This is a genomic window from Flavobacterium sp. TS_SC_5, from assembly GCF_056156265.1.
In genome coordinates this window covers 1531586-1556564 of record NZ_CM149588.1, presented here as the reverse complement: position 1 = coordinate 1556564, position 24979 = coordinate 1531586, and the positions used below count along the sequence as shown (strand labels likewise).

20 protein-coding genes and 1 riboswitch are annotated in these 24979 nt (G+C 34.2%); of the genes, 3 read left to right on the top strand and 17 right to left on the bottom strand.

Features of this window, described 5'->3' with window-relative positions; translation table 11 throughout:
- Positions 1-28: 28 nt before the first annotated feature.
- The 10 genes from AC0J6S_RS06795 to AC0J6S_RS06750 form a co-directional block, all read right to left on the bottom strand.
- A complete protein-coding gene (locus AC0J6S_RS06795) occupies positions 29-1273 on the bottom strand; it encodes a sulfate adenylyltransferase subunit 1 (RefSeq protein WP_474956021.1) in 1245 nt (414 codons plus the stop codon).
- A gap of 151 nt (positions 1274-1424) precedes the next feature.
- The gene (cysD, locus tag AC0J6S_RS06790) at positions 1425-2324 is read right to left on the bottom strand and encodes a sulfate adenylyltransferase subunit CysD (RefSeq protein ID WP_474956020.1); all 900 of its coding nucleotides are present in this window, start codon (positions 2322-2324) and stop codon (positions 1425-1427) included.
- A gap of 109 nt (positions 2325-2433) precedes the next feature.
- Positions 2434-3063 carry a phosphoadenylyl-sulfate reductase gene (locus AC0J6S_RS06785; protein ID WP_474956019.1) on the bottom strand — a complete coding sequence of 210 codons (630 nt, stop codon included), beginning with the start codon at positions 3061-3063 and terminating at the stop codon, positions 2434-2436.
- Positions 3064-3149: 86 nt separating this feature from the next.
- Positions 3150-4052: a sulfite exporter TauE/SafE family protein gene (locus tag AC0J6S_RS06780; protein ID WP_474956018.1), complete on the bottom strand. Its 903-nt coding sequence runs from the start codon at positions 4050-4052 to the stop codon at positions 3150-3152.
- A 116-nt stretch (positions 4053-4168) separates the two neighbouring features.
- On the bottom strand, positions 4169-4579 hold the full coding sequence (locus tag AC0J6S_RS06775) for an RrF2 family transcriptional regulator (RefSeq protein WP_474956017.1): 411 nt from the start codon (positions 4577-4579) through the stop codon (positions 4169-4171).
- Between the two features lie 73 nt (positions 4580-4652).
- Positions 4653-5825, bottom strand: a complete 1173-nt coding sequence (locus AC0J6S_RS06770) for a trans-sulfuration enzyme family protein (protein WP_474956016.1) — start codon at positions 5823-5825, stop codon at positions 4653-4655.
- Between the two features lie 66 nt (positions 5826-5891).
- Positions 5892-6317 carry an OsmC family protein gene (locus AC0J6S_RS06765; protein ID WP_474956015.1) on the bottom strand — a complete coding sequence of 142 codons (426 nt, stop codon included), beginning with the start codon at positions 6315-6317 and terminating at the stop codon, positions 5892-5894.
- Between the two features lie 177 nt (positions 6318-6494).
- The gene (thrA, locus tag AC0J6S_RS06760) at positions 6495-8909 is read right to left on the bottom strand and encodes a bifunctional aspartate kinase/homoserine dehydrogenase I (RefSeq protein WP_474956014.1); all 2415 of its coding nucleotides are present in this window, start codon (positions 8907-8909) and stop codon (positions 6495-6497) included.
- Between the two features lie 18 nt (positions 8910-8927).
- Positions 8928-9890, bottom strand: coding sequence for an alpha/beta fold hydrolase (locus tag AC0J6S_RS06755; protein WP_474956013.1), 963 nt, complete (start codon positions 9888-9890; stop codon positions 8928-8930).
- A gap of 78 nt (positions 9891-9968) precedes the next feature.
- A riboswitch (SAM riboswitch) is annotated at positions 9969-10076 on the bottom strand.
- A 232-nt stretch (positions 10077-10308) separates the two neighbouring features.
- Positions 10309-10518: a hypothetical protein gene (locus tag AC0J6S_RS06750; RefSeq protein WP_474956012.1), complete on the bottom strand. Its 210-nt coding sequence runs from the start codon at positions 10516-10518 to the stop codon at positions 10309-10311.
- A gap of 745 nt (positions 10519-11263) precedes the next feature.
- Here AC0J6S_RS06750 and metK point away from each other — a divergent pair.
- The gene (metK, locus tag AC0J6S_RS06745) at positions 11264-12514 is read left to right on the top strand and encodes a methionine adenosyltransferase (RefSeq protein ID WP_474956011.1); all 1251 of its coding nucleotides are present in this window, start codon (positions 11264-11266) and stop codon (positions 12512-12514) included.
- Positions 12515-12580: 66 nt separating this feature from the next.
- Here the strand turns inward: metK and AC0J6S_RS06740 are convergent, their stop codons facing one another.
- The 6 genes from AC0J6S_RS06740 to AC0J6S_RS06715 form a co-directional block, all read right to left on the bottom strand.
- Complete coding sequence (locus tag AC0J6S_RS06740; RefSeq protein ID WP_474956010.1) at positions 12581-12988, bottom strand: DUF1573 domain-containing protein; 408 nt, start codon at positions 12986-12988, stop codon at positions 12581-12583.
- Positions 12985-13917: a carboxypeptidase-like regulatory domain-containing protein gene (locus AC0J6S_RS06735; protein WP_474956009.1), complete on the bottom strand. Its 933-nt coding sequence runs from the start codon at positions 13915-13917 to the stop codon at positions 12985-12987. The genes AC0J6S_RS06740 and AC0J6S_RS06735 overlap by 4 nt, the downstream gene beginning before the upstream one ends.
- A 56-nt stretch (positions 13918-13973) precedes the next feature.
- A complete protein-coding gene (locus tag AC0J6S_RS06730; RefSeq protein WP_474956008.1) occupies positions 13974-14165 on the bottom strand; it encodes a hypothetical protein in 192 nt (63 codons plus the stop codon).
- A 471-nt stretch (positions 14166-14636) separates the two neighbouring features.
- The gene (locus tag AC0J6S_RS06725; RefSeq protein WP_474956007.1) at positions 14637-16895 is read right to left on the bottom strand and encodes a hypothetical protein; all 2259 of its coding nucleotides are present in this window, start codon (positions 16893-16895) and stop codon (positions 14637-14639) included.
- 245 nt (positions 16896-17140) lie between these two features.
- Positions 17141-19891 carry a carboxypeptidase regulatory-like domain-containing protein gene (locus AC0J6S_RS06720; protein WP_474956006.1) on the bottom strand — a complete coding sequence of 917 codons (2751 nt, stop codon included), beginning with the start codon at positions 19889-19891 and terminating at the stop codon, positions 17141-17143.
- Between the two features lie 38 nt (positions 19892-19929).
- Positions 19930-20829, bottom strand: coding sequence for a GLPGLI family protein (locus tag AC0J6S_RS06715; RefSeq protein ID WP_474956005.1), 900 nt, complete (start codon positions 20827-20829; stop codon positions 19930-19932).
- 114 nt (positions 20830-20943) lie between these two features.
- Here AC0J6S_RS06715 and AC0J6S_RS06710 point away from each other — a divergent pair, with 114 nt between their 5' ends.
- Positions 20944-21735 carry a hypothetical protein gene (locus tag AC0J6S_RS06710; protein ID WP_474956004.1) on the top strand — a complete coding sequence of 264 codons (792 nt, stop codon included), beginning with the start codon at positions 20944-20946 and terminating at the stop codon, positions 21733-21735.
- The gene (locus AC0J6S_RS06705; protein ID WP_113664383.1) at positions 21735-22349 is read left to right on the top strand and encodes a deoxynucleoside kinase; all 615 of its coding nucleotides are present in this window, start codon (positions 21735-21737) and stop codon (positions 22347-22349) included. Before AC0J6S_RS06710 ends, AC0J6S_RS06705 begins: the two co-directional genes overlap by 1 nt.
- A gap of 114 nt (positions 22350-22463) precedes the next feature.
- Here AC0J6S_RS06705 and AC0J6S_RS06700 read toward each other — a convergent pair whose 3' ends face one another.
- Positions 22464-24923: a sodium-translocating pyrophosphatase gene (locus tag AC0J6S_RS06700; protein WP_474956003.1), complete on the bottom strand. Its 2460-nt coding sequence runs from the start codon at positions 24921-24923 to the stop codon at positions 22464-22466.
- Between the last annotated feature and the right edge of the window lie 56 nt (positions 24924-24979).

The window sequence follows — 24979 nt, the reverse complement described above, 5'->3', positions numbered from 1 at the left end:
TGTGTGTTGTTTATGGCAAAAGTTAGATTTAGTTTATAAATCCAACTCCCGCTGTGGTATTAGTAGCAACGTCTATTAGAATAAAAGCACCGTTTGATTTGTTGTCATTATAGGCATCAAAATACAAAGCTTTGCTTAATTTAATATTTACTTCGCCTATTTCATTTATAGCCAATTGAGTTGCTGGTGTAACTCCAGAATAATCTGTAGCGATTACGTTTTTCACGCTTTCTATTTTTGCCAAAACCCTGTTGGTATTGTGTTGTACCAAATATTTAGCCCCTGGAACTAACTTTTTGCTGTCCATCCAACAAATCGTTGTATTGATGTCTTTTTCAATTTTAGGCAACTCATTCGATTTTACAATCATGTCTCCTCTTGTCACATTGATATCATTTTCCAGTTCCAAAGTAATCGAAGAACCTGTAGTCGCTTCATCAAATTGCTGATCAAAAAAGTGAATATTAGTCACTTTAGACTCTGTCAATGAAGGAAGAACCGTTACTGCATCGCCAACTTTGATATTGTTCCCGTATAATTTTCCGGCATATCCTCTAAAATCATGATATTCTTCCGTTTTTGGTCGGATAACTGTTTGAACCGGGAAACGTGCTTTTCCTGTTTCAAAAACATCTTCTGGCTCTAACGCTTCTAAATGTTCCAAAACCGTTTGTCCAGTGTACCAAGGCATATTCTCTGATTTATCCGCAACGTTTCCTCCATTGATAGCACTCAAAGGAATGTAACTTACGTTTTGCTCTTTGAACGAACTTTTGCTGTTCAATGCCTGAAAATCAGCTTTGATTTTATTGTAGACTTCTTCCGAATAATCAACCAAATCCATTTTGTTTACTGCAACAATCACTTCTTTTACACGCAATAAATTATTGATGAAAAAGTGACGGTACGTTTGCTCAATAACGCCTTTACGAGCATCAATCAAAATAATTGAAACCTGCGAAGTTGAGGCTCCCGTAACCATGTTACGTGTATATTCTACGTGACCCGGAGTATCGGCAATAATGTAACTTTTCTTAGCTGTCGAAAAATAAATATGCGCCACATCAATCGTGATTCCCTGTTCTCTCTCAGCAACCAAACCATCAGTAGCCAGAGAAAAATCTAAATAATCGTATCCTTTTTGCTTGCTGCTTTTTTCTATTGCTTCAATCTTATCTGTAGTCAACGATTTTGTATCGTATAATAATCTCCCGATTAAAGTACTCTTTCCGTCATCTACACTTCCTGCTGTTGCTATTTTTAAAACTTCCATCAGAATTTTGTTTAAAGTTTAAAAGTTTAAGGTTTTCAAAAAGACCTACATAAACTTCTAAATTTGATTTTTTTATTTTAAATGTTGAATTTTAAATTTTAAATGTCTCAGAACAATTCATAATTTATAATTCATAAGTTATAATTATTTTCTAAAAGTATCCTTGTTGTTTTCTTTTCTCCATTGCAGCTTCAGAACGTTTGTCGTCAATTCTGGCTCCTCTTTCTGAAATAGTCGAAGATCTGATTTCGCCTATTACTTCTTGAATTGTTGCTGCGTAAGAATCAACAGCTGCTGTACAGCTCATATCTCCAACAGTTCTAAAACGAACAATTCGTTCTTCGATTTCTTCATCTTCTTCTTGGTACACAAATGGAGAATGTGACCAAATCATACCGTCTCTCAAGAATACTTTACGTTTGTGTGAAAAGTAAATCGATGGAATTTCTATTTGCTCTTGCTCAATATGACTCCAAACATCAAGCTCTGTCCAGTTTGAAATTGGAAAAACACGAACGTTTTGACCATTTTCGATTTTTCCGTTCAGAATATCAAATAATTCCGGACGCTGGTTTTTCTCATCCCATTGACCAAAATCATCACGAACAGAAAAAATACGTTCTTTAGCTCTTGCTTTCTCTTCATCACGACGCGCACCACCAATACAAGCATCAAATTTGAATTCTTCGATTGCATCCAAAAGTGTCGTCGTTTGCAAACTGTTTCTGCTGGAGTATTTCCCTGATTCTTCCACTACTTTACCTTCGTCAATAGCATCTTGCACATTACGGACGATTAATTCCAAACCTAATTCAGCAACCAATTTATCTCTGAAAGCAATAGTTTCCGGAAAGTTATGTCCCGTGTCTACATGCAACAATGGAAAAGGGATTTTTGCAGGAAAAAATGCTTTTTGTGCTAAACGCACTAATGTAATCGAATCTTTTCCTCCAGAAAAAAGTAAAACTGGCTTGTCAAATTGAGAAATTACTTCTCTAAAAATGTATATCGCTTCGCTTTCTAATGCGTTTGTTTTTAATATGGTACTCATTCTTTTAATTTAAAAGTTTAAAGTTTAAAGTTTAAGGTTGTTGAAACCTCATCTAAAATCTCTTAACTATTATTATTTTTTCTTTTCTCTTTATTCTAACCTCTGTTTTCTATTTCTGGTGTAAACCACATTCCTTGTGACTAGATTCCCACCACCATCTGCCTGCTCGGATATCTTCTCCAGGGACAATTGCTCTGGTACAAGGTGCGCAACCTATACTGACGAAACCTTGTTTGTGTAAGGCATTTTGTGGCACATTGTTACCGTCTAAATATTTTTGAACCTCTTCTAATGTCCATTTTAATAACGGATTGAATTTTATAATGTCGAATTTTTCATCGTATTCAAAAAGGTCTAAATCATTTCTATTTTCGGATTGCTCGGCTCTCAAACCGGTAATCCAAATCGAATTTCCTTTCAATGCTTTAGTCAAAGGCGCTACTTTTCGAATGAAACAACATTCTTTTCTATTCTCTACCGATTCGTAAAAGCTGTTTGGACCTTTTTGGTTTAACAACTCTTCAACCGCACTTGTTTCCGGAAAATAGGTTTTAATATCTATTTGATACTTCTTTAAAGTCTTATGAAAAACATCATACGTCTCTTGAAACAGTCTTCCGGTATCCAAAGTAAAAATGGTAATTGGCAAATTATTCTGACCAATCAAAGCCGTAATTACTTGATCTTCCTGCCCAAAAGAAGTAGAAAAAACTACTTTGCCTTTAAATTCATCCGCCAAAAAAGTAAGCGTTTCCTCGATAGATAAGCTTTTGTTTTTTCTAATAAAGTATTTGTTATCACTATGCTCATAATTTCGTTTCTCTTTTATAATAATTTAGACAGTGTTTTTAAACTCAAAACAATAATTAAAACACCTACCAAAATCATCATAGGCTTTCTCTTTATTTTGTTCACTAAAATAGCGGCAATTGGAGCAGCAATCACACCACCCAAAATCAACCCTATAATCACTTGCCACCCTTGTATTCCTCCAAAAAGCATGAAGGTTACACCACTTGCAAAAGCTACCGCAAACTCCGCTGCATTGACAGAACCAATGGTATATCGTGGATTTCTACCGCGCCCTAATAAGGTCGAAGTCACAATCGGTCCCCAGCCACCACCACAAACAGCATCCATGAAGCCTCCAAAAGAAGCTAAAATATTCAGTCGCTTGGTTTTCTTTTTAATAATGTTTTTCTGCATTGCTTTTCTGATGATTATAATTGCCAACCCTATCATGTATACCGCAATAAAAGGCTTTATCGCATCCCCATCAATCACATCCGACAATAAATAAGCACCCGCAATAGAACCTAAAACACCCGGAATCAATAGATGTCTCACTAATTTTTTATTGATGTTCCCAAAGCGATGATGAGAAATAGCCGAAGCTCCTGTTGTAAACATTTCAGCAACATGAACTCCTGTACTGCTTATCGCTGGCGGAATTCCATACGCCAATAAAAAAGAAGTAGAAGTTGCTCCATACCCCATTCCTAAAGTTCCATCTACTAATTGTGCAAAAACACCAATACAGAAAAAGATTAAAAATTCCTGATTAAAACCTGCTATTAGGCCACTCCAGGAAAATTCAGCATGATGATTGTAGACCAATGTAGAAATTAATCCTACCAATAAAACAACAGGGATAACAACCCATAAGCGTTCTTTAAAAGTCGTTTCCGATTTTTCATTTATCGCAATGGTTTTCAATTCTTTACTCATACTTTTTTAATTCAATTTTTTTAATGCTTAAATCCACTACCCTATCGGAATAGTAGATTATTATGCAAAAATAAAACTTTTAAGTTAACTACAAAATTTATTTTGTGATTTATTCTTTAAAAAGCAATGTCAGCCAAGGTGTTACTTTCTAGAATTTTCAGGGTATTATCGCGCACCTCAATCATCAGTTTTCGAACCGCGCACGTAACTTCATCCGAGCAGTCTACACAAGGCTCGTAAAAATTATGACTGGCGCAAGGAAGTAATGCGATTGGCCCTTCAAGAATGCGATACACATGGGCCATATTGATATCTTTGGGATTTTTTATCAAATAATAGCCCCCGCCTTTTCCTTTTTTGGCACCCAAAAAACCGGAATGGCGCAGTAATAATAAAATACTTTCTAAAAACTTGATTGAAATAGTCTCACTCTTGGCAATCTCCGCTATTTGAACAGGAGAATTGTCTTTTTGGCGCGCCAAAAAAGTAAGCGCTTTTATTCCGTATTTAGTTTTTTTAGACAGCATAATTGATGTTTGATTTTCTCTTTACTGATATCAAATCTACAATCTAAAATCGTTAATCCCAAATCAAAAATTATTAAGACAAAGCCTGCTCTAAATCAGCAATTACATCTTTTACAGTTTCCAATCCAACTGAGACACGCACTAAACCATCGGTAATGCTGACTGCCAAACGTTCATCAACTGATAACTTACTATGTGTAGTTGACGCTGGATGCGTAACAATAGTTCTGGTATCTCCTAAATTTGGCGAAAGCGAACATAATTTTATTTTGTCTAAAAACGTCCTTCCCGCCTCAAGACCACCTTTTATTTCAAAAGCTACAATGTTTCCGCCCAACTTCATTTGCTTTTGAGCAATTTCGTATTGTGGATGCGATTTCAAAAATGGATACTTTACCTTATTAACTTGAGGATGCTGCTCTAAAAACTCCGCTACTTTCAAGGCATTTTCACAATGTCTGTCTAAACGAATCGCTAATGTTTCTAAACTTTTAGACAATACCCAAGCATTAAATGGAGATAAGGAAGGCCCTGTAAGTCGGGAAAACAAATAGATTTTCTGAATCAATTCAGCATCACCAACTGTTATTCCTCCTAAAACTCTCCCTTGCCCGTCCATTAACTTTGTCGCGGAATGTACCACTAAATGCGCACCCCATTTTAAAGGTTGTTGTAAATAAGGCGTTGCAAAACAGTTATCAATGACCAAAATCAAATTGTGTTTTCTGGCAATTGTCCCTAAAAGTTCCAAATCGATAATATCAACAGCCGGATTGGTAGGTGATTCCGCAAAAAGAATCTTTGTATTTGGTGTGATGAAACTTTCAATGGTTTCCGGCTTGTTAATATCAAAATAAGAGGTTTCTATATTCCATTTTGGAAAATAATTAATGAATAACGAATGAGTGGCTCCAAAAACACTACTGGAAGAAACTATATGATCTCCAGATTTCAATAAAGCCGCCATGGTTGAATACACTGCTGCCATTCCGGATGCGAAGGCAAAACCTGCTGCAGCACCTTCCATAGCACAAACTTTATCAACAAATTCGTTGGTGTTTGGGTTACTATAACGACTATAAATATTCCTGTCTTTTTCTTCGGCAAAAGAAGCACGCATGTCTTCGGCATCTTCAAATACAAAACTGGAAGTTAAGTACAAAGGCACTGAGTGCTCTAAATATTGCGTTCTTTCTAGTTGGTTGCGAATGGCTTGGGTTTCAAAACCAAAATCTTGATCGTTCATTTTTTTATCGTTTAAGGTTTAAGGTTTAAAGTTGTTGGAATAATAAATCCAATCACTTTGCTTAAACTACAATGGTTTATTATTCAAAACTACTTTATAATGTATAGTTGCTGTTGGCTCCAATGTTTTAGAAACCGAACAGTATTTTTCGAAAGAAAGTTGTGCGGCTCTGGCTGCTTTTTCTTCGTTTATTGGCCCTTCCAGATAAAAAACAATGTGAATATCTTTGAATGGTTTTGCTTCTCCAACTTGTACGCGCTCTCCTTCTACCTCAGCTTTGAAAGAGGTGATTTCTTGACGTTGTTTTTTTAAAATTGAAATCATATCAATGGCGCTGCAACCTGCAACTCCCATCAATACTAATTCCATAGGACTTGCGCCCATATCGTTTCCGCCAAATTCTGGTCGGCTATCTACGTTTACTAAATGCCCTCTTTCATTTTTCAATTCAAAATGGAAATTGTCGTTTACTCTGTTTAATGTTATTTTCATATTATTCCCCTCCCCAACCCTCCCCGAAGGGAAGGGAGCCAAGACTGGAGGCAGTCCCTTTTTTATTAATTTATATTTTATTACACGCAGATAAAACGGATTTGCTAACGCAAAAATACACGGATTCTTGTTTTATATATCTGCAATCAAAAATCGTTAATCCGCAATCTTAAATCATTATCCTTTATCCGATAATCTCAAAATATCGCCAAAAACTCCTCTAGCCGTTACTGCTGATCCTGCGCCTGCGCCTTGAATCACAATTGGTCTGTCGCCATAAGATTCCGTGTAAATTTCGAAGAAAGAATCTGAACCTTTCAATCCACCCAGCGCCGTATCAGATGGTACAGAAACTAATTTCACTTCCAGATTTCCTTTGTCATTTTGCAAATCACCTGACAATTCTCCTATGTATCGCAATACGTGATTTGGCTTTTGGTCGGCTTTTATTTTAGCATAAATCGGGTCAAACTCCGTCAATTTATTTAAAAAATCAGAAACAACTCCTTCACGCAAATGTTCTGGAATTAAATTTTGAATCTCAATTTCTTCAAACTCATTTTGCAAGTCTAATTCTCTAGCCAAAATCAATAATTTTCTACCTACATCATTCCCGCACAAGTCCTCTCTTGGATCCGGCTCGGTATATCCATTATCAATTGCTTCTTTTAATATTTCGCTGAACGAAGCATCTTTAGCAGAAAAATTATTGAACAAATAACTCAATGTTCCTGAGAAAACACCTTTAATCTTCGTGATATTTTCGCCTGAAAGATGTAATAATTTAATGGTATCAATCAACGGTAATCCCGCTCCAACATTCGTTTCATAAAGATAACTCTTTTGATTATCTGCTAGCACTTTTCGTAATTTTTTATAAAAACTATAACTTAATGTATTCGCCACTTTATTAGACGATATCAAATCGAAACTGCTTTCTGCTAGAGGAATATAATTTTCAACAAATGTGGCACTTGCCGTGTTATCAATCGCAATCAAATTCTCCAAATGATGTTCATTTGCGTAGGCAATTACGTCATCGATAGTATAAGAGAACCCATTGTTTTGAATTTCATTTTTCCAATTTGGAGTAACGCCGTTTTTATTTAAAAGTACATTACTTGAATTGGCAATCGCAAAAACATTCAGTTTGATATCTTTTCTTTTTTCGATAGTCGCTGCTGATTCCAATATTTGGTTAATCAACGTTCCACCTACTAATCCATGTCCGAAAATAGCAATATTAACTTTCTTGGAAACTCCAAAAATCTCGCCGTGAATCACGTTTAAGGCTTTGTTCAATTGCGATTTTTTCACCACCAAACTCACGTTTTTACCCGTAATTGTATTATTGAAAAGAATCGGAACAATTTTATTTTTTATCAACGCCGTATAAGGCTTGTGAAAGGTACTCAAGTCTTGTCCAATAATAGAAATTACCGAAACATCATCCGTCACTGTGATTTTATTCACATCTTTCGAATAGAAATCATTCTCGAATTCTTTTTCCAATTCAATCATGGCTTTAGTTGCTTTATCAGCAGCTACGACCAAACCAATTCCTCTTTCTGAAGAACCTTGAGAAATGATGCTTACACTAATGTCGTTATCTCCCATCACTCTGAAAATACGGGCATCAACGCCAGTTTTTCCCAGTAATCCTCTTCCTTCCAGATTCACTAAAGACACATTTTCAAGTACCGAAAGCGTCTTAATCCCTTCTTTGTTAGAATTGGAAGTGATTAATGTTCCTTTATTTTCGTGGTTGAAAGTATTCAGAATACGAAGCGGAATATTTTTTTCTAATAATGGAATAATCGTTTTGGCATGAAGAATCGTCGCACCAAAATTTGCTATTTCATTGGCTTCGTTAAACGACAAATGGTCAATTTTTTTTGCATCAAGCACTAAGTCAGGATTTGCGGTATATATTCCGTCAACGTGAGTGTAATTTTGTAATTCGTCCGCATTTAAGTAATTCGCAATCAGCGAAGCCGTGTAATTACTGCCGTTTCTTCCTAAAGTGGTGGTGTCATTATTATTGTTCGAACCAATAAAACCTGTAATAATATTTACCGTTGTCCCGTTATTCTGCTTGAAATAATTGATGACATTTTTCTTCGAAATTTGTTCTAAAGGTTGTGCATCACCAAATTTCGAATCGGTTTTAATCAATTCTCTGGTATCTGCAAAACGGGCATTTATTCCGTTTTCAATCAAGATTGCCGTCAATAATTTTGCCGAAAGTAATTCTCCTTTAGATAAAACCTGGTCTTTAATTTTGTTGCTGTAATCACCAGTTAAACTAACGCCTTCAAATAATTTTTCCAAAACATTGAATTCTTCAGACAAATCCACGTTCTCATCTTCATCTTGTTGGTATTTCTTAAAATCCTCAAAAAGCGGTTTATAGTCTTTATTAGTAGCCGCAATATTTAATATCTCTTCCAATTCATCCGTAGCATTTCCTCTTGCCGAAACCACAATTGCAATTTCCTCTCCTTGATTTACTTTATCGGTAATAATTGCAACAACCTTATTTATTCCGTCGCCATTTGATAAAGATTTACCTCCAAATTTTAATATTTTCATTGTGTTGTGTTTTTTGGCTTAGAATATATCCTTAAGCAAATTGTGTAATTGTTTGTATTCTATCAAAAAAGCATCATGTCCATGAATGGAAACAATTTCCTGATAGCTGACATTATCTTTATATTTTTTCAATTCCTCATACGTTGCTTTATTTTCATTTGCCGTAAAAAACAAGTCTGAATTGATTCCGATAATATGAATATCAGCTTCAATTTTTGACGTTATTTCTTCAAACGAAGCACTATTTCTGGTAATATCTATCGTCTTCAAAAGTTGATTCATCATTTTATAAGACGAGATTTGAAAACGTTTTTGTAATTTTTCCCCATGATGCAACAACCAACTTTCCACATTGAAAATGGCTAATTCTTCATTAGTTGTTCGCTGAAATTTGGCAGTAAAAGATTCCGGAGTTCTATAGCAAAGCATAGCATGAGTTCGTGCATCTTCAATAGGTTTCGAAGAATTTTTCAAAATTTGTTCCTGCAAAAAGCAATTGGCAATTAACCAGTCTGTCGATTTCCAATCGGTTGCAATAGGAATTAAATGTTGCGTGATTTTTGGTTCCAATGCAACCATTTCCCAAGCAATTCCTCCACCAACAGAACCGCCAATAATAGAATATAGTTTTTTAATTTCAAGAGACCGAATCCCTTCAATAAAAATTCTGGCAATGTCTCTTGTATTAAAATCCGAATAATTCTCAATGACAAAACCATCAAATCCATTTCCGGGAACATTAAAAGCAAGTATCGTATATTTTGTAGTATCTATAGTTTTGTTGGTACCAATTAAATCATTCCACCAACCATTTTCTCCCACAACTTGTGAATTTCCGGTTAAAGCATGATTGACCAAAACGATTGGTGCGGTATGCAATTCAGGTCCGAAAACTTGAAAACTTAAGTTTAAGACAGCATAAAAAGCGCCACTTTCGGTGGTGAAATTTTGTAATATGATAGATGTTGGTTTATTTTCCAATTTCAAATCTTTTATGATTTTTGACTTGTGTTTGGAAATATTAGAAAGAAAGCTAGGAGTTATCTAGACAAATTCTTAGTGTTATCTTTCCACGATGAGCGTGGTAGAATGCAGCACCTTCTTCGATAAATCGAAGGGTTGCTAAGGCTTCATCGGGTCTAATCCCTCGTCCTTTCTTTATAACATTTCAATACGGTTGTGAACTTATAATTGCAAATTAAGGACTATTTTTTGTAACAACCAAATTTTTATGCGCAATCGATTTTTTTGTTTGGTTTAAATAAAAACCTGAAAACAATAAACATTAGATTGTTATTTTGACGAAGCATTACAAACCAATTATAGTTATTACCTCGTCAAAACAACAATTTTAAATACCTTTTTGAGAATCTCAAAACCGAAAATAAATTCGGATTTCTTAAATAAAAAGCGCTTCATTCTCTTGTGAATACATTAAAAAAAGCAAAGAATTAGGGACTACTTTCTGTGCCAAAGCGTCGTTTTTTGAAATTTCAAATCTAGGATGAATCAATTCATTTTTTGGATCGTTCTCCTTTTGTTTTTTATTCCTGTTGTTAATCCTTTCTAATAATTGGAATGTTTTTGGAAAATACTTAGTTGTGCTCATAATTTTTAGATGTTAGGTTTTAATTCGTTGTTGGTTTTATTCGCATTATGTTTTTTAAAATTAAAATATATTCTTAAAAAAAACCCTTTTAGATGTATATCCAAAAGGGTTTTAAGTTGTTTGTAAACTTATACTTTTGGAATCAACAGACGCAAATACACATAATGGCATTGGCAGCAATCATGGTATTGACAGTTGAATTATTTGTAAACTGGAATTTTAGGTTATTCATTTATATTTTATATTTCTGTACTATTATCTCCGTTGTATTCAAAAAAAAAGCTTCCCGTTATCTGGGAAGCTTTTGCTATATAATTTAATTTAAAATTATGCAATAAGCGACCCTCAGGAATTATCCTGCGCGACTTTAAACATATTACAAATATTAAATTTCATCTTTTACTTTTTATATACCCAAATTTGCAAATTATTTTTTAAAAATCCAAATAATTTTCAAAAATTTTCATCAAAATCCTATTGCTATTGTTTTTGGTAAGCAATAGAACCTGAAAAAACATTTATCCGCAAAAAAAAGTTAAGATTAATTTGCAATTCAAAATGGTTTCATACATTTGCACCCAAATACAAGAGGAAAAATTTGAACTGATTGCAACCTCTTCATAATGAAACAAATTCATTATGGATGCTGAAAATTTTTCAGTAGAAAAAATGCTAAAGCAGGAACTCTCCTTTAGTCCTTTTCAGCAATTATTTTTTCTCGCTTAATTTAAAAATAATAACTATTATGGCCTATTTATTTACGTCAGAATCTGTAAGCGAAGGACATCCAGACAAAATTGCAGATCAAATTTCGGACGCATTAATTGATAATTTTTTGGCATTTGATGCTGATTCAAAAGTAGCTTGTGAAACTTTAGTAACAACTGGTCAAGTAATTTTGGCTGGTGAAGTAAAATCAAATACATATTTAGATGTACAACATATCGCTCGTGAAGTAATCCGAAAAATTGGTTATACGAAAAGTGAATACATGTTTGAAGCCAATTCTTGTGGGATACTTTCTGCTATTCACGAACAATCTGCTGACATTAATCAAGGTGTTGACAGAGCAAATCCTGAAGAGCAAGGTGCAGGTGACCAAGGAATGATGTTTGGTTACGCTACTAATGAAACCGAAAATTATATGCCATTGGCACTTGATTTATCTCATAAATTATTGAAGGAATTAGCTGTTTTAAGACGTGAAAATAATGAAATTACGTATTTGCGTCCGGATGCTAAATCTCAAGTAACTTTAGAATATAGCGATGACAACAAGCCAACTCGTATTGATGCTATTGTAATCTCGACGCAACATGATGATTTTGACGAAGAAGCAACAATGCTTGCCAAAATCAAAAAAGATCTTGTTGAAATTTTGATTCCAAGGATTATTGCAAAAAATCCAGCGCATGCTCATTTGTTCAATGATGCAATTCAATACCATATTAATCCAACTGGGAAATTCGTAATTGGAGGACCGCATGGAGATACTGGATTGACAGGAAGAAAAATCATCGTAGATACTTACGGTGGAAAAGGTGCTCACGGTGGTGGTGCTTTCTCTGGAAAAGACCCAAGTAAAGTAGACCGAAGTGCGGCGTATGCTACACGTCATATTGCTAAAAACTTAGTTGCTGCGGGTGTTGCTGATGAGATTTTAGTTCAGGTTTCCTACGCGATTGGAGTTGCTAAACCAATGGGGATTTTTATTGATACCTACGGAACTTCAAAAGTGAATTTAACCAATGGCGAAATTGCTAAAAAAGTAGAAGCTATTTTTGATATGCGTCCTTACTTTATTGAGCAACGTTTGAAATTAAGAAATCCAATCTACAGCGAAACTGCCGCTTACGGGCACATGGGACGTACTCCTGAAACAGTTACTAAAACTTTTTCTGCTCCGGGTGGAAACGAAAAAACAGTTACTGTTGAATTGTTTACTTGGGAAAAATTAGATTTTGTTGATCAAGTTAAAGCTGCTTTTGGATTGTAAAAGGTATATATTCTATTGTAAAATGCCATTTCGATAAAATATCGAAATGGCATTTTACATCTTAAATTAACGAACTCTACCTTTAAACTCTAAGTTAATTTCCTCTATCGAATTACTGATAACAACTACTTTCCTTGATAGGTTTCCTTTTTTACTTGGTATACATTGAATATTAATCATTCTATTTTGACCAGGAAAATTTGACTTATTCAAAATAGTTCCTTTAAAGAGAACATCATAATCGCTTTTTAATTCCGATATCACAAAATGTTTCGTTGATAAGTTGATTAAATTATATTTTATTTTAATGGTATCACCTAATTGAATACTGCCAAAATCTATGAGTCTATTTTCCCTTTTAGTTTTTACATATTCACTATATGTAGTCTCTATTTCAACATGCATTCCTATATAAATAATCAAAATAAAAGCAAAAACAACAATCAAATAACGTTTCACTTTATTGTAAATCATCTTTGAATTTTTACTTTAATTTTAAAACTAACATCGCTTCCAATAGTATTATTTGTCAAATATCTTAATTTCTCATTAGACCACTCGTGAGAATACTTAGTGTTTTTAGACCATACTGGAATTTGAAAATTTGGAATTTTCTCAGAAAAAGTAAATAAATCAGTAACGGACTTATACAAATTTTTAATTTGCTTAGACTCGATTGTATTTTCAACAACATCTCTCTCTACAACAATCAAACTTACACAAAGACCACTTTTAGTAAATGGAATCTTGTACTTTTCAAAATTAAAATAAAATCTTGACAATTTGCCTTTAGTTTCACTGACCACATTCACAACTTCAATAAGATCACCAGGTGTACCAGTAGAAGCATTATATTCATAAAAATTAAAAATATAATGCGTTAGGACGGTTTGCTTATAACTATTGTGTTTCGACTTAAAAGTAACCGAAATATCTTTTAAAAAACCTTCTTCTCCCAAACTATTATTTATCAAAACACATTCACTATGTTTCAAAAGATTACGATTGAATGTAGCTGATTCTTGTGCTGGCAATGCTACAATTTTATAAAATTGTTTTTTATCATAAACAGTAACTGAATCTAGTTCTATTGATACTGGCAAAAGGGCAATATTTATTTCATATTGTTTGTTATCGTAGTATTTTGACATCTCAACCGTAACACTTTGATATCCTAAAGAAGAAACAACCATTTGATCTTTTAAATCAGTTACCTTACATTTAAAAAAACCTTGTTCATTACTCGAGAATCCAATTTTAGATTTAATCAAATTAAAATTTACGTCACTAATGGGCTTATTATTAAGAGAATCACGAACCACTCCAAAAATTGATTGTGAAAAACTAGTGCTACTAAAACAAATAAAAAATACTATTAATGGTAGAATTTTTATAATTTTCATTACTTTATTTAAAATACACGAGTCATATTTGACTCGTGTATAAATTATTATTTTTTTTATGATGTACAGGAAGCACCTGTTGCAATTGGATCAGATGTATAGATCTCTATTCCAAATATTTTCACATGTCTAGTCATATATAGCTCTCCTGCAAAACAATCGTAAGTTGGTTTAGCTTTTGCAGGAGTTGACAAAAAAATACCTGTACCTAAAAAGGCAACTACAGTCAATAATTTAATCTTTTTCATTTTTATTTGTTTTTTTAAAACCTACTCTTTCGTTTTTCGGTTAACACGATAAAACTGCAAACGGCCGTAAGAAATATTTTATATTGTAAAACTAAAAAAAAATGAATATAGCAAATTATATTTAAAATTGTAGGAAAAATTTTTAAAAATTAATAATTAATCCTAGAGATGACTTACGATAAAAAAACTTCTCTGCTCCAGGTGGAAACGAAAAAACAGTAACAGTAGATTTATTTACTTGGGAGAAACTTGATTTTGTTGACCAGGTTAAAACTGCTTTTGGATTGTAATCCATCTAAATACATTTAAAAATGCCCAAAAAGTTAATAACTTTTTGGGCATTTTTATTTGAAATAGCAGTAATCAATTTTTTAAAACACCTATTAAAAAATTACTTTCAAACACCAATACGACACTACCCAAATAGCTAGTACAAAACCCGTTCCCAATGGTCTAGCCTATCAGTCATTACTAATAGGTATTGTTCTTCATTTTTTCAAGCACGATTTTGAACTCCGCAGCAGTTTCAGAACCTAGTGCTCTAGTGGCAAAGTCCAACGCTTTCTCTTGGGTACTGATCGCCAATGCTTTTTGACCATTTAGATAATACAATTGTGCAAGTGTATCTAAGTAAAAATAATTGTCTTTCTCGATCATTAAACTAATCTCAGACCATTTGATTGCATCGGTTATTGATTTTTTATTATCCTTGTTTTCTTGCTCTACAACAAACCAAGCAGCCACATTACACTCATTAGCAAAATTATTTTTAAACTCTATCCAACCATAGTCATATATTTTGTTGAAACGTGAATCTAAAGATTCAATTAAATTTTTATCCTTTTGTACATAACTATCAAAATAGGCGCTAAAGGCAGCTAAATACGCCTCTTCGTGGTTGTTTAATTTTAGAACCTGCATTTTTTGTCTAAGCACTACATCGCTATCATCAGTTACTTGATATAATTTCTGGTAATAATCAATAACTTTATCCAAATTCTGAGAATTAGTATTTCGGCGCAACGCATCCAGTATAATTTCGCGCAGGTAATCCGCTTGGAATTGATATTCGTATTCCGTAGTTGTTAGTTTGGGTATTTCTTTATAGTAGCGCAAAACATAGTCAATAGCCAAGAAATCATTTGAATTAGGGGTATTAACTTTAGTACCAAAAACGATAAAATTAAAATTATCACTAGACGCTAAATGATTGATTACAATTTTTAAAAAATCTGTATTAACATTTATTTCTTTTATTTGTAATTCGAGCCTTTTTTTGAACCATTGATCATATTCCGAGGGAGTAGTCCTTAATTTATATACATTGTTTTTTTCACGCAATAAACTGTAACCTTCATAAGCTTCAATAGGCTCTGACAACGTATCTTTACTTACTACAAGTTCAACATACTGTCCACTAGGCGGTGCCATTACCGCTGGAGCTGTAACATCCGTAAGGTTATAATTTCTTTTGCCATATTTTTGCGCATACAACAAGCTTTTTTGCCAAGTAGCGGAAGGTGTATTTGCTTTACTGACCACATGATCAACTTGAGCTAAAGTATTGATTTCTCTTAACTCATTTAATATTGATGAGAGCGTGTAGTAATCCAATTGCTCAGTAATAGTACCTTTATAATGATACAACTTAGTTCCAAAAGTATTAAATACCGCCACTGTTTGTGATGCATCAACACCTATTTGATTCAGCATTGCTTTATCTTTTTGTGTTGCAAGATAAAAAACAGCCAAGTCATATTCGGCCCTATATTGATCAAACATGTATGATTGAACTGAATTTTGATACTTAATTATGGCCTCATCAAAAGTCTTTTTAGCTGTGGAATTAAGATCATAGAATACAACTAAAAACTTATCTGAATCTTTTTTTACAGCGTTCAAAGCTGCTTGTAAAGAGTTTTCAACTTTAGTTTTAAAAACAAAATCATTTTTAGAAACTGTTTCATTAACTGCTGTACTATCTGCAACGGCATCAAAACTATAGGATGGTGGCGCAGGAGCTTTACCGTTATAGCTCCAATTTTTTTCTCTTTTTACGTCAATAGGCTTTTCAATAACATTAGCCTTTGGAGGATTCTTACTAAACAAAATCGGTGTGGCACCTTCTGTAACAAACAATTCTTTAGTACCATTATCGTACACACCCTTTAATTTAAACTTATTAGGCTTTAATGGATTGTACATTAATTTCATTTGAGAAACACCAGCTGGCACTGCATACTTTTCAACATGTGATTCTGCATAGACATTTTCATCAATAAAATACACAAACGAAGCAGCGCCAATATCAAAAAACAATTTCTTCTTTTCATAGTCTAGCTCACTAAAACCTACCAAATAATCCTTTATTGGCTTGTATACCACCGCCGATTTATCGTCTTTTTGCAAACCAATATAAATCGAAGACCAGCTGTAAAAATAGGATTCACCGAGATCTACTTTAATACTATTGACAGGCGCATTATTTTTGATGAATTCTAATGAAAACCGAGGCACATCAGAGTATTCTGCATTAAAATAAACAGAATCGTTTACTTGTTCATAGGTCCCTGACATAAAAGACAAATGAAACTGTTTGTTATCTGTTAAAATAAATTTCAACACTTCAGTTCCGTTACCTATCGAGGTATACACGCCTGGCTCTAAATTAGCTTTTTGACCAAAAACAGGAATACTAATAACTGCTAGAAATAAAAAAAATGCTTTCATGGACTACAATTTATTAAAAATAATAAGCTAAAGATAAGTAATATAAAGTACTTACAAATCATAACTTGGTATTTTGTATCAAAATAGTAGGTTAAATCGATTATTCCATTTAAAAATTGTGTGAGAGCAATTTTTTTATCGTCCAGCCTCTATTATGAGATAGATATTTCATTCTCAAAACCTCTTAAAAAAAAAGAGCAAAGTACACACACACCTTGCTCTCAAATAATTAACAGTAGCCTAGTTTAAATATTGTATTTCACTATAAAAGTAACAAATCGAGGTAAGATGATATTTTCATTGGCATTAAAACCATTTACGCTAAAGGAGTTATTCAGTCTAGACCTTGTATTTAATAAATTGTTGGCCTGAATTCGGTATTCAAATTTGGCGTCTTTTTTAATATAATTCAAACTAGCCGTCATAATTTTAAAATTGTTGGCTAGACCAGTCGATTCATTTTTAAAACGGTTAAAAGCATAATCCCAATTGACATTCAACCCATTTAAGAAATAATAATTCAGTTTGACCGTAGGTGTTTGAGTAGTAAATCGATTGGCTGCTTGCTCCGAAAAATTAATGCGATAGCCTAAATCTATATTGGGATATTTTTTGAATTGTGTTGCAAAAGCCAAGTTGTACCCATGATTAACATTTTCGATACCTTGAATAAATTCCTGAGTATTTCCATTCACTAGGCGTCTATTTAGTACAAAATTCCGACTCCAATTAGCATTGATCCCCGCTGTTAATTTATAGTACTTCTGGAAGCTTTTCGAATAAAACACATTCCCATTTAGATTTTCATTTTCAGCATCTAAATTCAAACGATCCGATGTAGAGTAAATACTTTGGAAAGAAACTCCATTTACCACAGGGTTTTTTGTAGTTGTATACCCTATACCTCCAAAAATCGTAGTGAAATTGTACAAATTATATTTTGAGTAATTCAGTCTGTGACTGGTTACGAGGGAGTTTTCTAATTGTGAATTTCCACGAGCAATACTATTAAAATTTGTAAAAACATACCCTTCGACCAAGGCATTTACATCATTAAAACCGTTTCTTACATTGAAATTATACGTCAAATTTTCCGATTTTTTCAAATCCCAACGCGCAAACATATCCGGCAATAATCGGTTAAAATTGAGTCTAAAAGGATTACCGAATTGTTCATTGGTTGTATTGTATTGATGAACAGAGAAACCAGGATTAAAAGTAAACTTGCCTACAATAAATTTATAATGCAATCCCAAAAATACATCATTAAAACGGTATCTTACATCATTATTATATGCCGCTTGCTCAACAGGATTAACGGTTTGGTCTTGTAAGATTTGTAAAATACTGGAATTATACGACTGAAAAGCATTTGTATTTCCTGCAGTTACATTCAATATACTTTTGTTAGAAATTTGATAAAAATAATCGATTTTTGCATCTAACTTATTTGTTTTTACAAATCGTGATTGTTCAATATTCAACGAATTCTCATTAACAAAAACAGCACTAGGATCATTTGGGTTTTGAGAAGTAGCGTTTTGATATGGATTGACTGAAAGTTGTGGATTGTAAAATGGATCTTCGTCTTCGTATTGATGTTGCATTTCGAGCACCCACGTAGACTTTGGATTTTGTGTAAAAAACAAATTTAAACTCTGGTTGAATGAGGCTGGTGCTTGTTTTTGAAAAGCAATAACCGTATTGGAATTAGACACCATCGAACCATTGTTAATCGAGCTAAAATTAGTCTGGCTATTGTCTATATCTTGTTGGTCATTTTTTCTAAAGAACGCGTCATAATCCAATTGAAAATTATCATTGGCTTTGTACTTCGATCCAAATTTTGCAATAAACGCATTGTTTTTAGAATCTGAATTGTTTTTTCTGTTTTCTAAGGTCGCTATATTTGTGGTATTGGGTTCAAAAATCCCTCTTTCTGAGTTAGTAATAGACTGATTAAAGGTAGATGAATAAGCCGCAAAACCGGATAGTGTCCATTTTTTAGAAACTGAATGATTCACATTGAGTGTCCCAAATTTGTCACTTGCTTTAGCCACATTATCTCCGCCAGATAAACCAAAAAAGTTTCGATTTAGCGTAAGTGTTGTCCCATTACGACCAATTGTGTTTCTTGCTCCACCTGTGATTCTGAAAAAATCTGCAGAAGTCAAAGATACCTCACCAATATTGTTCAAATTAACGATAGAGTTAATACTGGTTTTTGGGGAGTAATAAAATATTTTTGGATTAACAATATAGCCTTCGTCATTTGCTAAACCAGCACTTACATCACCAAACCAAAATTTATCTTTTCCTTTTTTGAGTTTGATGTTAATCGCAATATCATCGTTGTTGTTTTCAAGGCCTTTCATCTGCGATACTTCGTTGAAATTCCGTAGCACTTGCACTTTATCAACAGCATCCGAAGGAATGTTTTTTGAGCCCAATTTGGTGTCTCCTTCCATAAAGGGCTTTCCATTTACAAATAGTTTTGCTACTTTCTTTCCCTCTACTTGCACCTGACCGTCAGCCATTACCTCAAACCCGGGCAGTTTTTTAAACACATCCTCCAACTTGCGCTCTTCACCTGTTTTAAACGAATCCGTATTGTATACAATAGTATCTCCTTTTATAGACACTGGCATTTCGCGAACAATTTCTACACCATCAAGCTCGATTCCACCGGATTCCATAAAAATATTTTGTTCCATATTTTCGGCTAGGGTTGTCACGGTGATTTCTTTATTTTGCATACCCAAATAACTAAGCTTAATGACATACGTAGTATTAGTTTTAAGGTTTAAGGTAAACTTGCCTTTATCAGTTGTTATAGCATAAGCATCCATGGCTTTAGTAGTTTGATTAACCGCCATGACATTGGCCATTTCTAAAGGTAGTTTTGCTTTGTCTTGAACCACTCCTTCCAAACGTATATTTTGGGCATAGGAAATAGAAACCACCACAAGGGCGATCAGAACTAGAATTTTTCTCATTTTAATTGGGTGTATAACTTTAGTGGTAGTTGCAAGTGTTAATTTCCAAAACGAATTTGCATGCCGCCTTCTCTGCCGCCACGTCCTTGATTCATTTCTCTGAATTCTTCCATTTTTTTCATTACGGCTTCGTCATATTCTTTTTGAGAAACTACTTTCCCTTTAGCAACAGCTTTAATTTCTACTTTATCCTTTGGATTCAGTACAACCTTAGAACATAAAATGGTTGTTCTACCATCATTCACTTCTAAAATTAATCCGGGTAAACCCCAATATCCTTCTGGACCTTGGCTCACTGGTATTTCTGGGGTATACCATGCAGTAATTACTATTTCTTTAGGCACTTCAACCGCATCTAAAAAATTTGTTTTTTTATCATCTGCTGGTTTTGAACCCTCTTTCTTATCCGCATCTTCTTTTCGTGGTCTCATGTTTCTAAAATCAGTTGCGCTAGGTTTTTTTACGGCCGTGGCTTTATAACAAGTATATCCTCCAATTACTCGTGTTTCGGCTTCCATTTTCCAGGTTAGGCTCGTAAGCGAATCTTTAATCAAGAATTCTTTCCCCATAAACTCTTTATCGTTACTGTATTGTTTGTCTTTTACATTTTTGTAATAGGTCCCTCCGCCACCAGCGAAGCTTGACATCATTCGGAATCCGCTACCAGCTTGTGCTGACGCTTCTAACTTTTCTTCTTCCTTATATATAGAGGCCGTTTTATTGAAGTTGAGGATAAATGTTTTTTCGAACATTTTCTTCATTCGTTCCTCGATCATTTTCTGCATGTCGGGAGTCATATTTTTGTTACCCTCCATTCGAGATTTAAAATCGGAAGTGCTTGTTTTTGATTCATAGACCGCCATACCTTGAAATTCCTGAGCTTGAAGTCCCATAAATGATGCAACTGCTAATACTAATGTGAAAATTACTTTATACATACTTTTGGATTTTAATAAATAAGAGTGAAAAATACTATTTTTGTTACAAGATTTCTGTTAAAATAATAATAAGACTATCATAATTATATAAGGTTTAATCGTAATTTCGCTTTCATGAAGAAAGTAATGCTATTGCTATTTATTGGTTCATTTTCAATTATGATTGCTCAAAACCTAAAGCAAAATGCTGTTAGAATTGATTCCATCCGTTTTGATGGTGATCAATTTCTGGGATATGATCCGTTTGGTTTTTATTACACTATAAAAAACAATGTCTTTTCTAAAGTTGGAAACCTAGATACAATAGAATACAAGAATATTTCTTTGGGTAAAATCACCAAAGTAGACCTGCAAAACCCGCTTAAAATCGTATTATTTTATGAAAATTTCAATACTGCTATCCTTTTGGACAATCAACTGAATGAAATCCAAAAAATCAATTTTTCAGAAAACACAATTCCTATTGTGGTTTCAGCAATTGGTATTGCGTCCCAAAATCAGCTGTGGATTTATAACAGTATGAATCAGCAGCTGGGATTATATGATTATCTGAACACTATTTACAAGACTATTTCAGTTCCTTCTACGGAAAATATTAAGAATTATTTTTCAGATTTTAATGCATTTTATTGGATTGACAACAAAAACAATTGGTACGCTTGTGACATTTTTGGAAGAATTACAAATAACGGAAAAGTTCCTGATTTTGAATCAATTGAAATTATAAATAAAAATCAGTTTATTTATTCAACAAACGGGAGTTTAATATTTCAGGATTTAGAAAAAGATCAAAAAACCGAAATTGAAATTTCAGAAAAAACGTTTAAAAAATTCTATTACAAGGACCAAATTTTATCTATTTTTACATCCACAGGAATTACAAATTATAAAATCACAATACCGTAATGCACATAGCAATAGCAGGAAACATAGGTTCCGGAAAGACTACTTTAACTCGATTACTAGCAAAACATTTCAAATGGGAACCGCATTATGAAGACGTTGTTGACAATCCTTACTTGGATGATTTTTACCATCAAATGGAACGCTGGTCGTTTAATTTACAAATTTATTTCTTGAATAGCCGTTTCCGTCAGGTAATGCAAATTCGTGAAAGCGGTAAAAAAATCATTCAGGACAGAACTATCTATGAAGATGCGCATATTTTTGCTCCTAATTTATATGCAATGGGTTTAATGACCAATCGTGATTTCCAAAATTATTCATCTCTTTTTGAATTAATGGAATCTACGGTTAAAGCACCGGATTTATTGATCTATTTAAGAAGTTCCATTCCGAATCTAGTTGGTCAAATACACAAACGTGGTCGTGAATACGAAAACTCCATTTCTATTGACTATTTGAGTCGCTTGAACGAAAGATATGAAGGTTGGATTCAAACCTACGACAAAGGAAAATTATTAATTATTGACGTAGACAACATAAATTTCGTTGACAATCCAGAAGATTTAGGAAATATTTTTAACCGTATCGATGCAGAATTGAACGGGTTATTTTAAAATCCTCTCCCCAACCCTCTCCGAAGGAAAGGGAGTAGAAACCTTAGATAATAACACATATAAATAATAAATGCCTCGCAATTGCGAGGCATTTATTATTTATAAGACTTTTAATTACTTCAAAGAATCAATCTTAGCCTGAACTTCTGCATCAGTTCCTTCAAAATTTTGAATATCTTCTTTTCCGTTTATGGTTGTTTTGATTGTCGCTTTAACTTTTCCATCCACATTCGTTTTTTCAATAGAAACTTCTTTAGAAACCATTGCAGTTGCAATTCCGGAAGCATTCTTAAATTCACACGTTTTACTATCACATCCCTTGGCAAGACATTCTTCTTTAGACATAGAAGCACACATTTCAGAAGTAGCACAGCACGCAGCGGTATCAGAAACTGTATAACTTCCGTTTCCTAATATTGGTGCAATTACAAGTCCAATTAAACAGGTTAATTTAATCAAAATATTCATCGATGGCCCGGAAGTATCTTTGAACGGATCTCCAACAGTATCTCCCGTAACCGCCGCTTTATGCGCATCAGAACCTTTATATGTCATTTCACCATTAATCAAAACCCCTGCTTCAAAAGATTTTTTAGCGTTGTCCCAAGCACCACCAGCATTGTTTTGGAAAACAGCCCAAAGCACACCAGAAACGGTAACTCCAGCCATATACCCTCCTAGCATTTCGGCTATTAATTGGTTATTATCTGAATATACTAATTTGCCTAAAAGAACAATCGCTATTGGGAAACCAATAGTAAGAATTCCCGGCAACATCATTTCGCGCAAAGCGGCTTTGGTCGAAATATCGACACATTTTGCATACTCCGGTTTTCCGGTTCCTTCCATAATTCCTGGAATTTCCCTGAACTGGCGGCGTACTTCATACACCATGTCCATCGCGGCTTTTCCAACAGAATTCATGGCTAAAGCCGAGAAAACTACCGGTATCATTCCACCCACAAAAAGCATTGCTAAAACGGGCGCCTTGAAAATATTGATTCCGTCAATTCCTGTAAACGTTACATAAGCAGCAAATAATGCCAGTGACGTTAATGCCGCCGAAGCAATAGCAAATCCTTTTCCTGTTGCTGCAGTTGTATTTCCTACGGCATCTAGGATATCCGTCCTGGTGCGTACTTCTTTTGGTAATTCGCTCATTTCAGCAATTCCTCCTGCGTTATCCGATATTGGTCCAAAAGCATCGATTGCTAATTGCATTGCCGTTGTTGCCATCATCGCTGAAGCGGCCAAAGCCACACCATAAAATCCTGCAAAAGCATAAGAACCCCAAATTGCCGCTGCAAATAAAAGTACAGTCGGAAACGTAGAAATCATTCCAGTAGCTAAACCTGCAATTACATTTGTTCCTGCGCCAGTTGACGATTTTTGTACAATCGCCATAACGGGTTTTGTCCCTAGTCCTGTGTAATATTCTGTAACAGACGAGATAACGGCTCCGACTACTAATCCAACAATTGCAGCATAAAAAACACGCATTGATGAAATTTCTCTAGTCCCTTCGCCAAAGAAATTCATTTGCATCGTTTCCGGCAACATATATTGTACTAAAAAATAACATGCAACAAAGGTTAATCCTATTGAAACCCAGTTTCCTATGTTTAAAGCTTTTTGAACTTGTGCTTCCTTGGCATTATCATCTGTAATTTTCACTAACATCGTTCCGATAATAGAAAATAAGATTCCGAAACCGGCAATTGCCATTGGTAATAAAATAGGTCCTATTCCGCCAAAAGCATCTTGAAGATTCCCGCCCATATCCTTGATAACATAATTACCAAGAACCATCGCTGCTAAAACGGTTGCAACATAAGAACCAAATAAATCGGCTCCCATTCCGGCAACATCACCAACATTATCACCCACATTATCCGCAATTGTAGCTGGATTACGAGGATCATCTTCAGGGATTCCAGCTTCTATTTTCCCCACTAAATCAGCACCTACATCGGCCGCTTTGGTGTAAATTCCACCACCAACTCTGGCAAACAAAGCGATAGATTCTGCTCCAAGAGAAAATCCGGCCAGTGTTTCCAATACAATGGTCATGTCTTCCGTAGAAGTCCAAACGCCATTCATAAAAAAGTGAAAGAAGAAAATAAAGAAAGTGGTCAACCCTAAAACGGCTAAACCAGCAACTCCTAATCCCATTACGGTTCCGCCGCCAAAAGAAACTTTTAAGGCTTGCGGCAAACTCGTACGTGCAGCCTGCGTGGTTCTAACATTTGTTTTTGTTGCTATTTTCATTCCCATGTTCCCAGCTAAAGCAGAGAAAAAAGCACCGAAAATAAAAGCAACCACTATTAATATGTGTGTTGTAGGAACAATAAATGAAATTCCGGCTAGAACAACACTTGCTCCAATGACAAAGAAAGTCAATAACCTATATTCTGCCTTCAGGAAAGCCAAGGCTCCTTCATATATGTAATCCGAAATCTCTTTCATTTTACCGTCACCCGGATCTTGTTTTAAAACCCAAGCTCGTTTTGTAAACATAAATGCCAGTCCAATAAATGCCATGGCTATTGGCAAATAAATCATTATTGTATTCATAATTTTGGTTTGGTTTTTGGTTAATATTAATAGTGTAACGAAACGAATTTAAACAA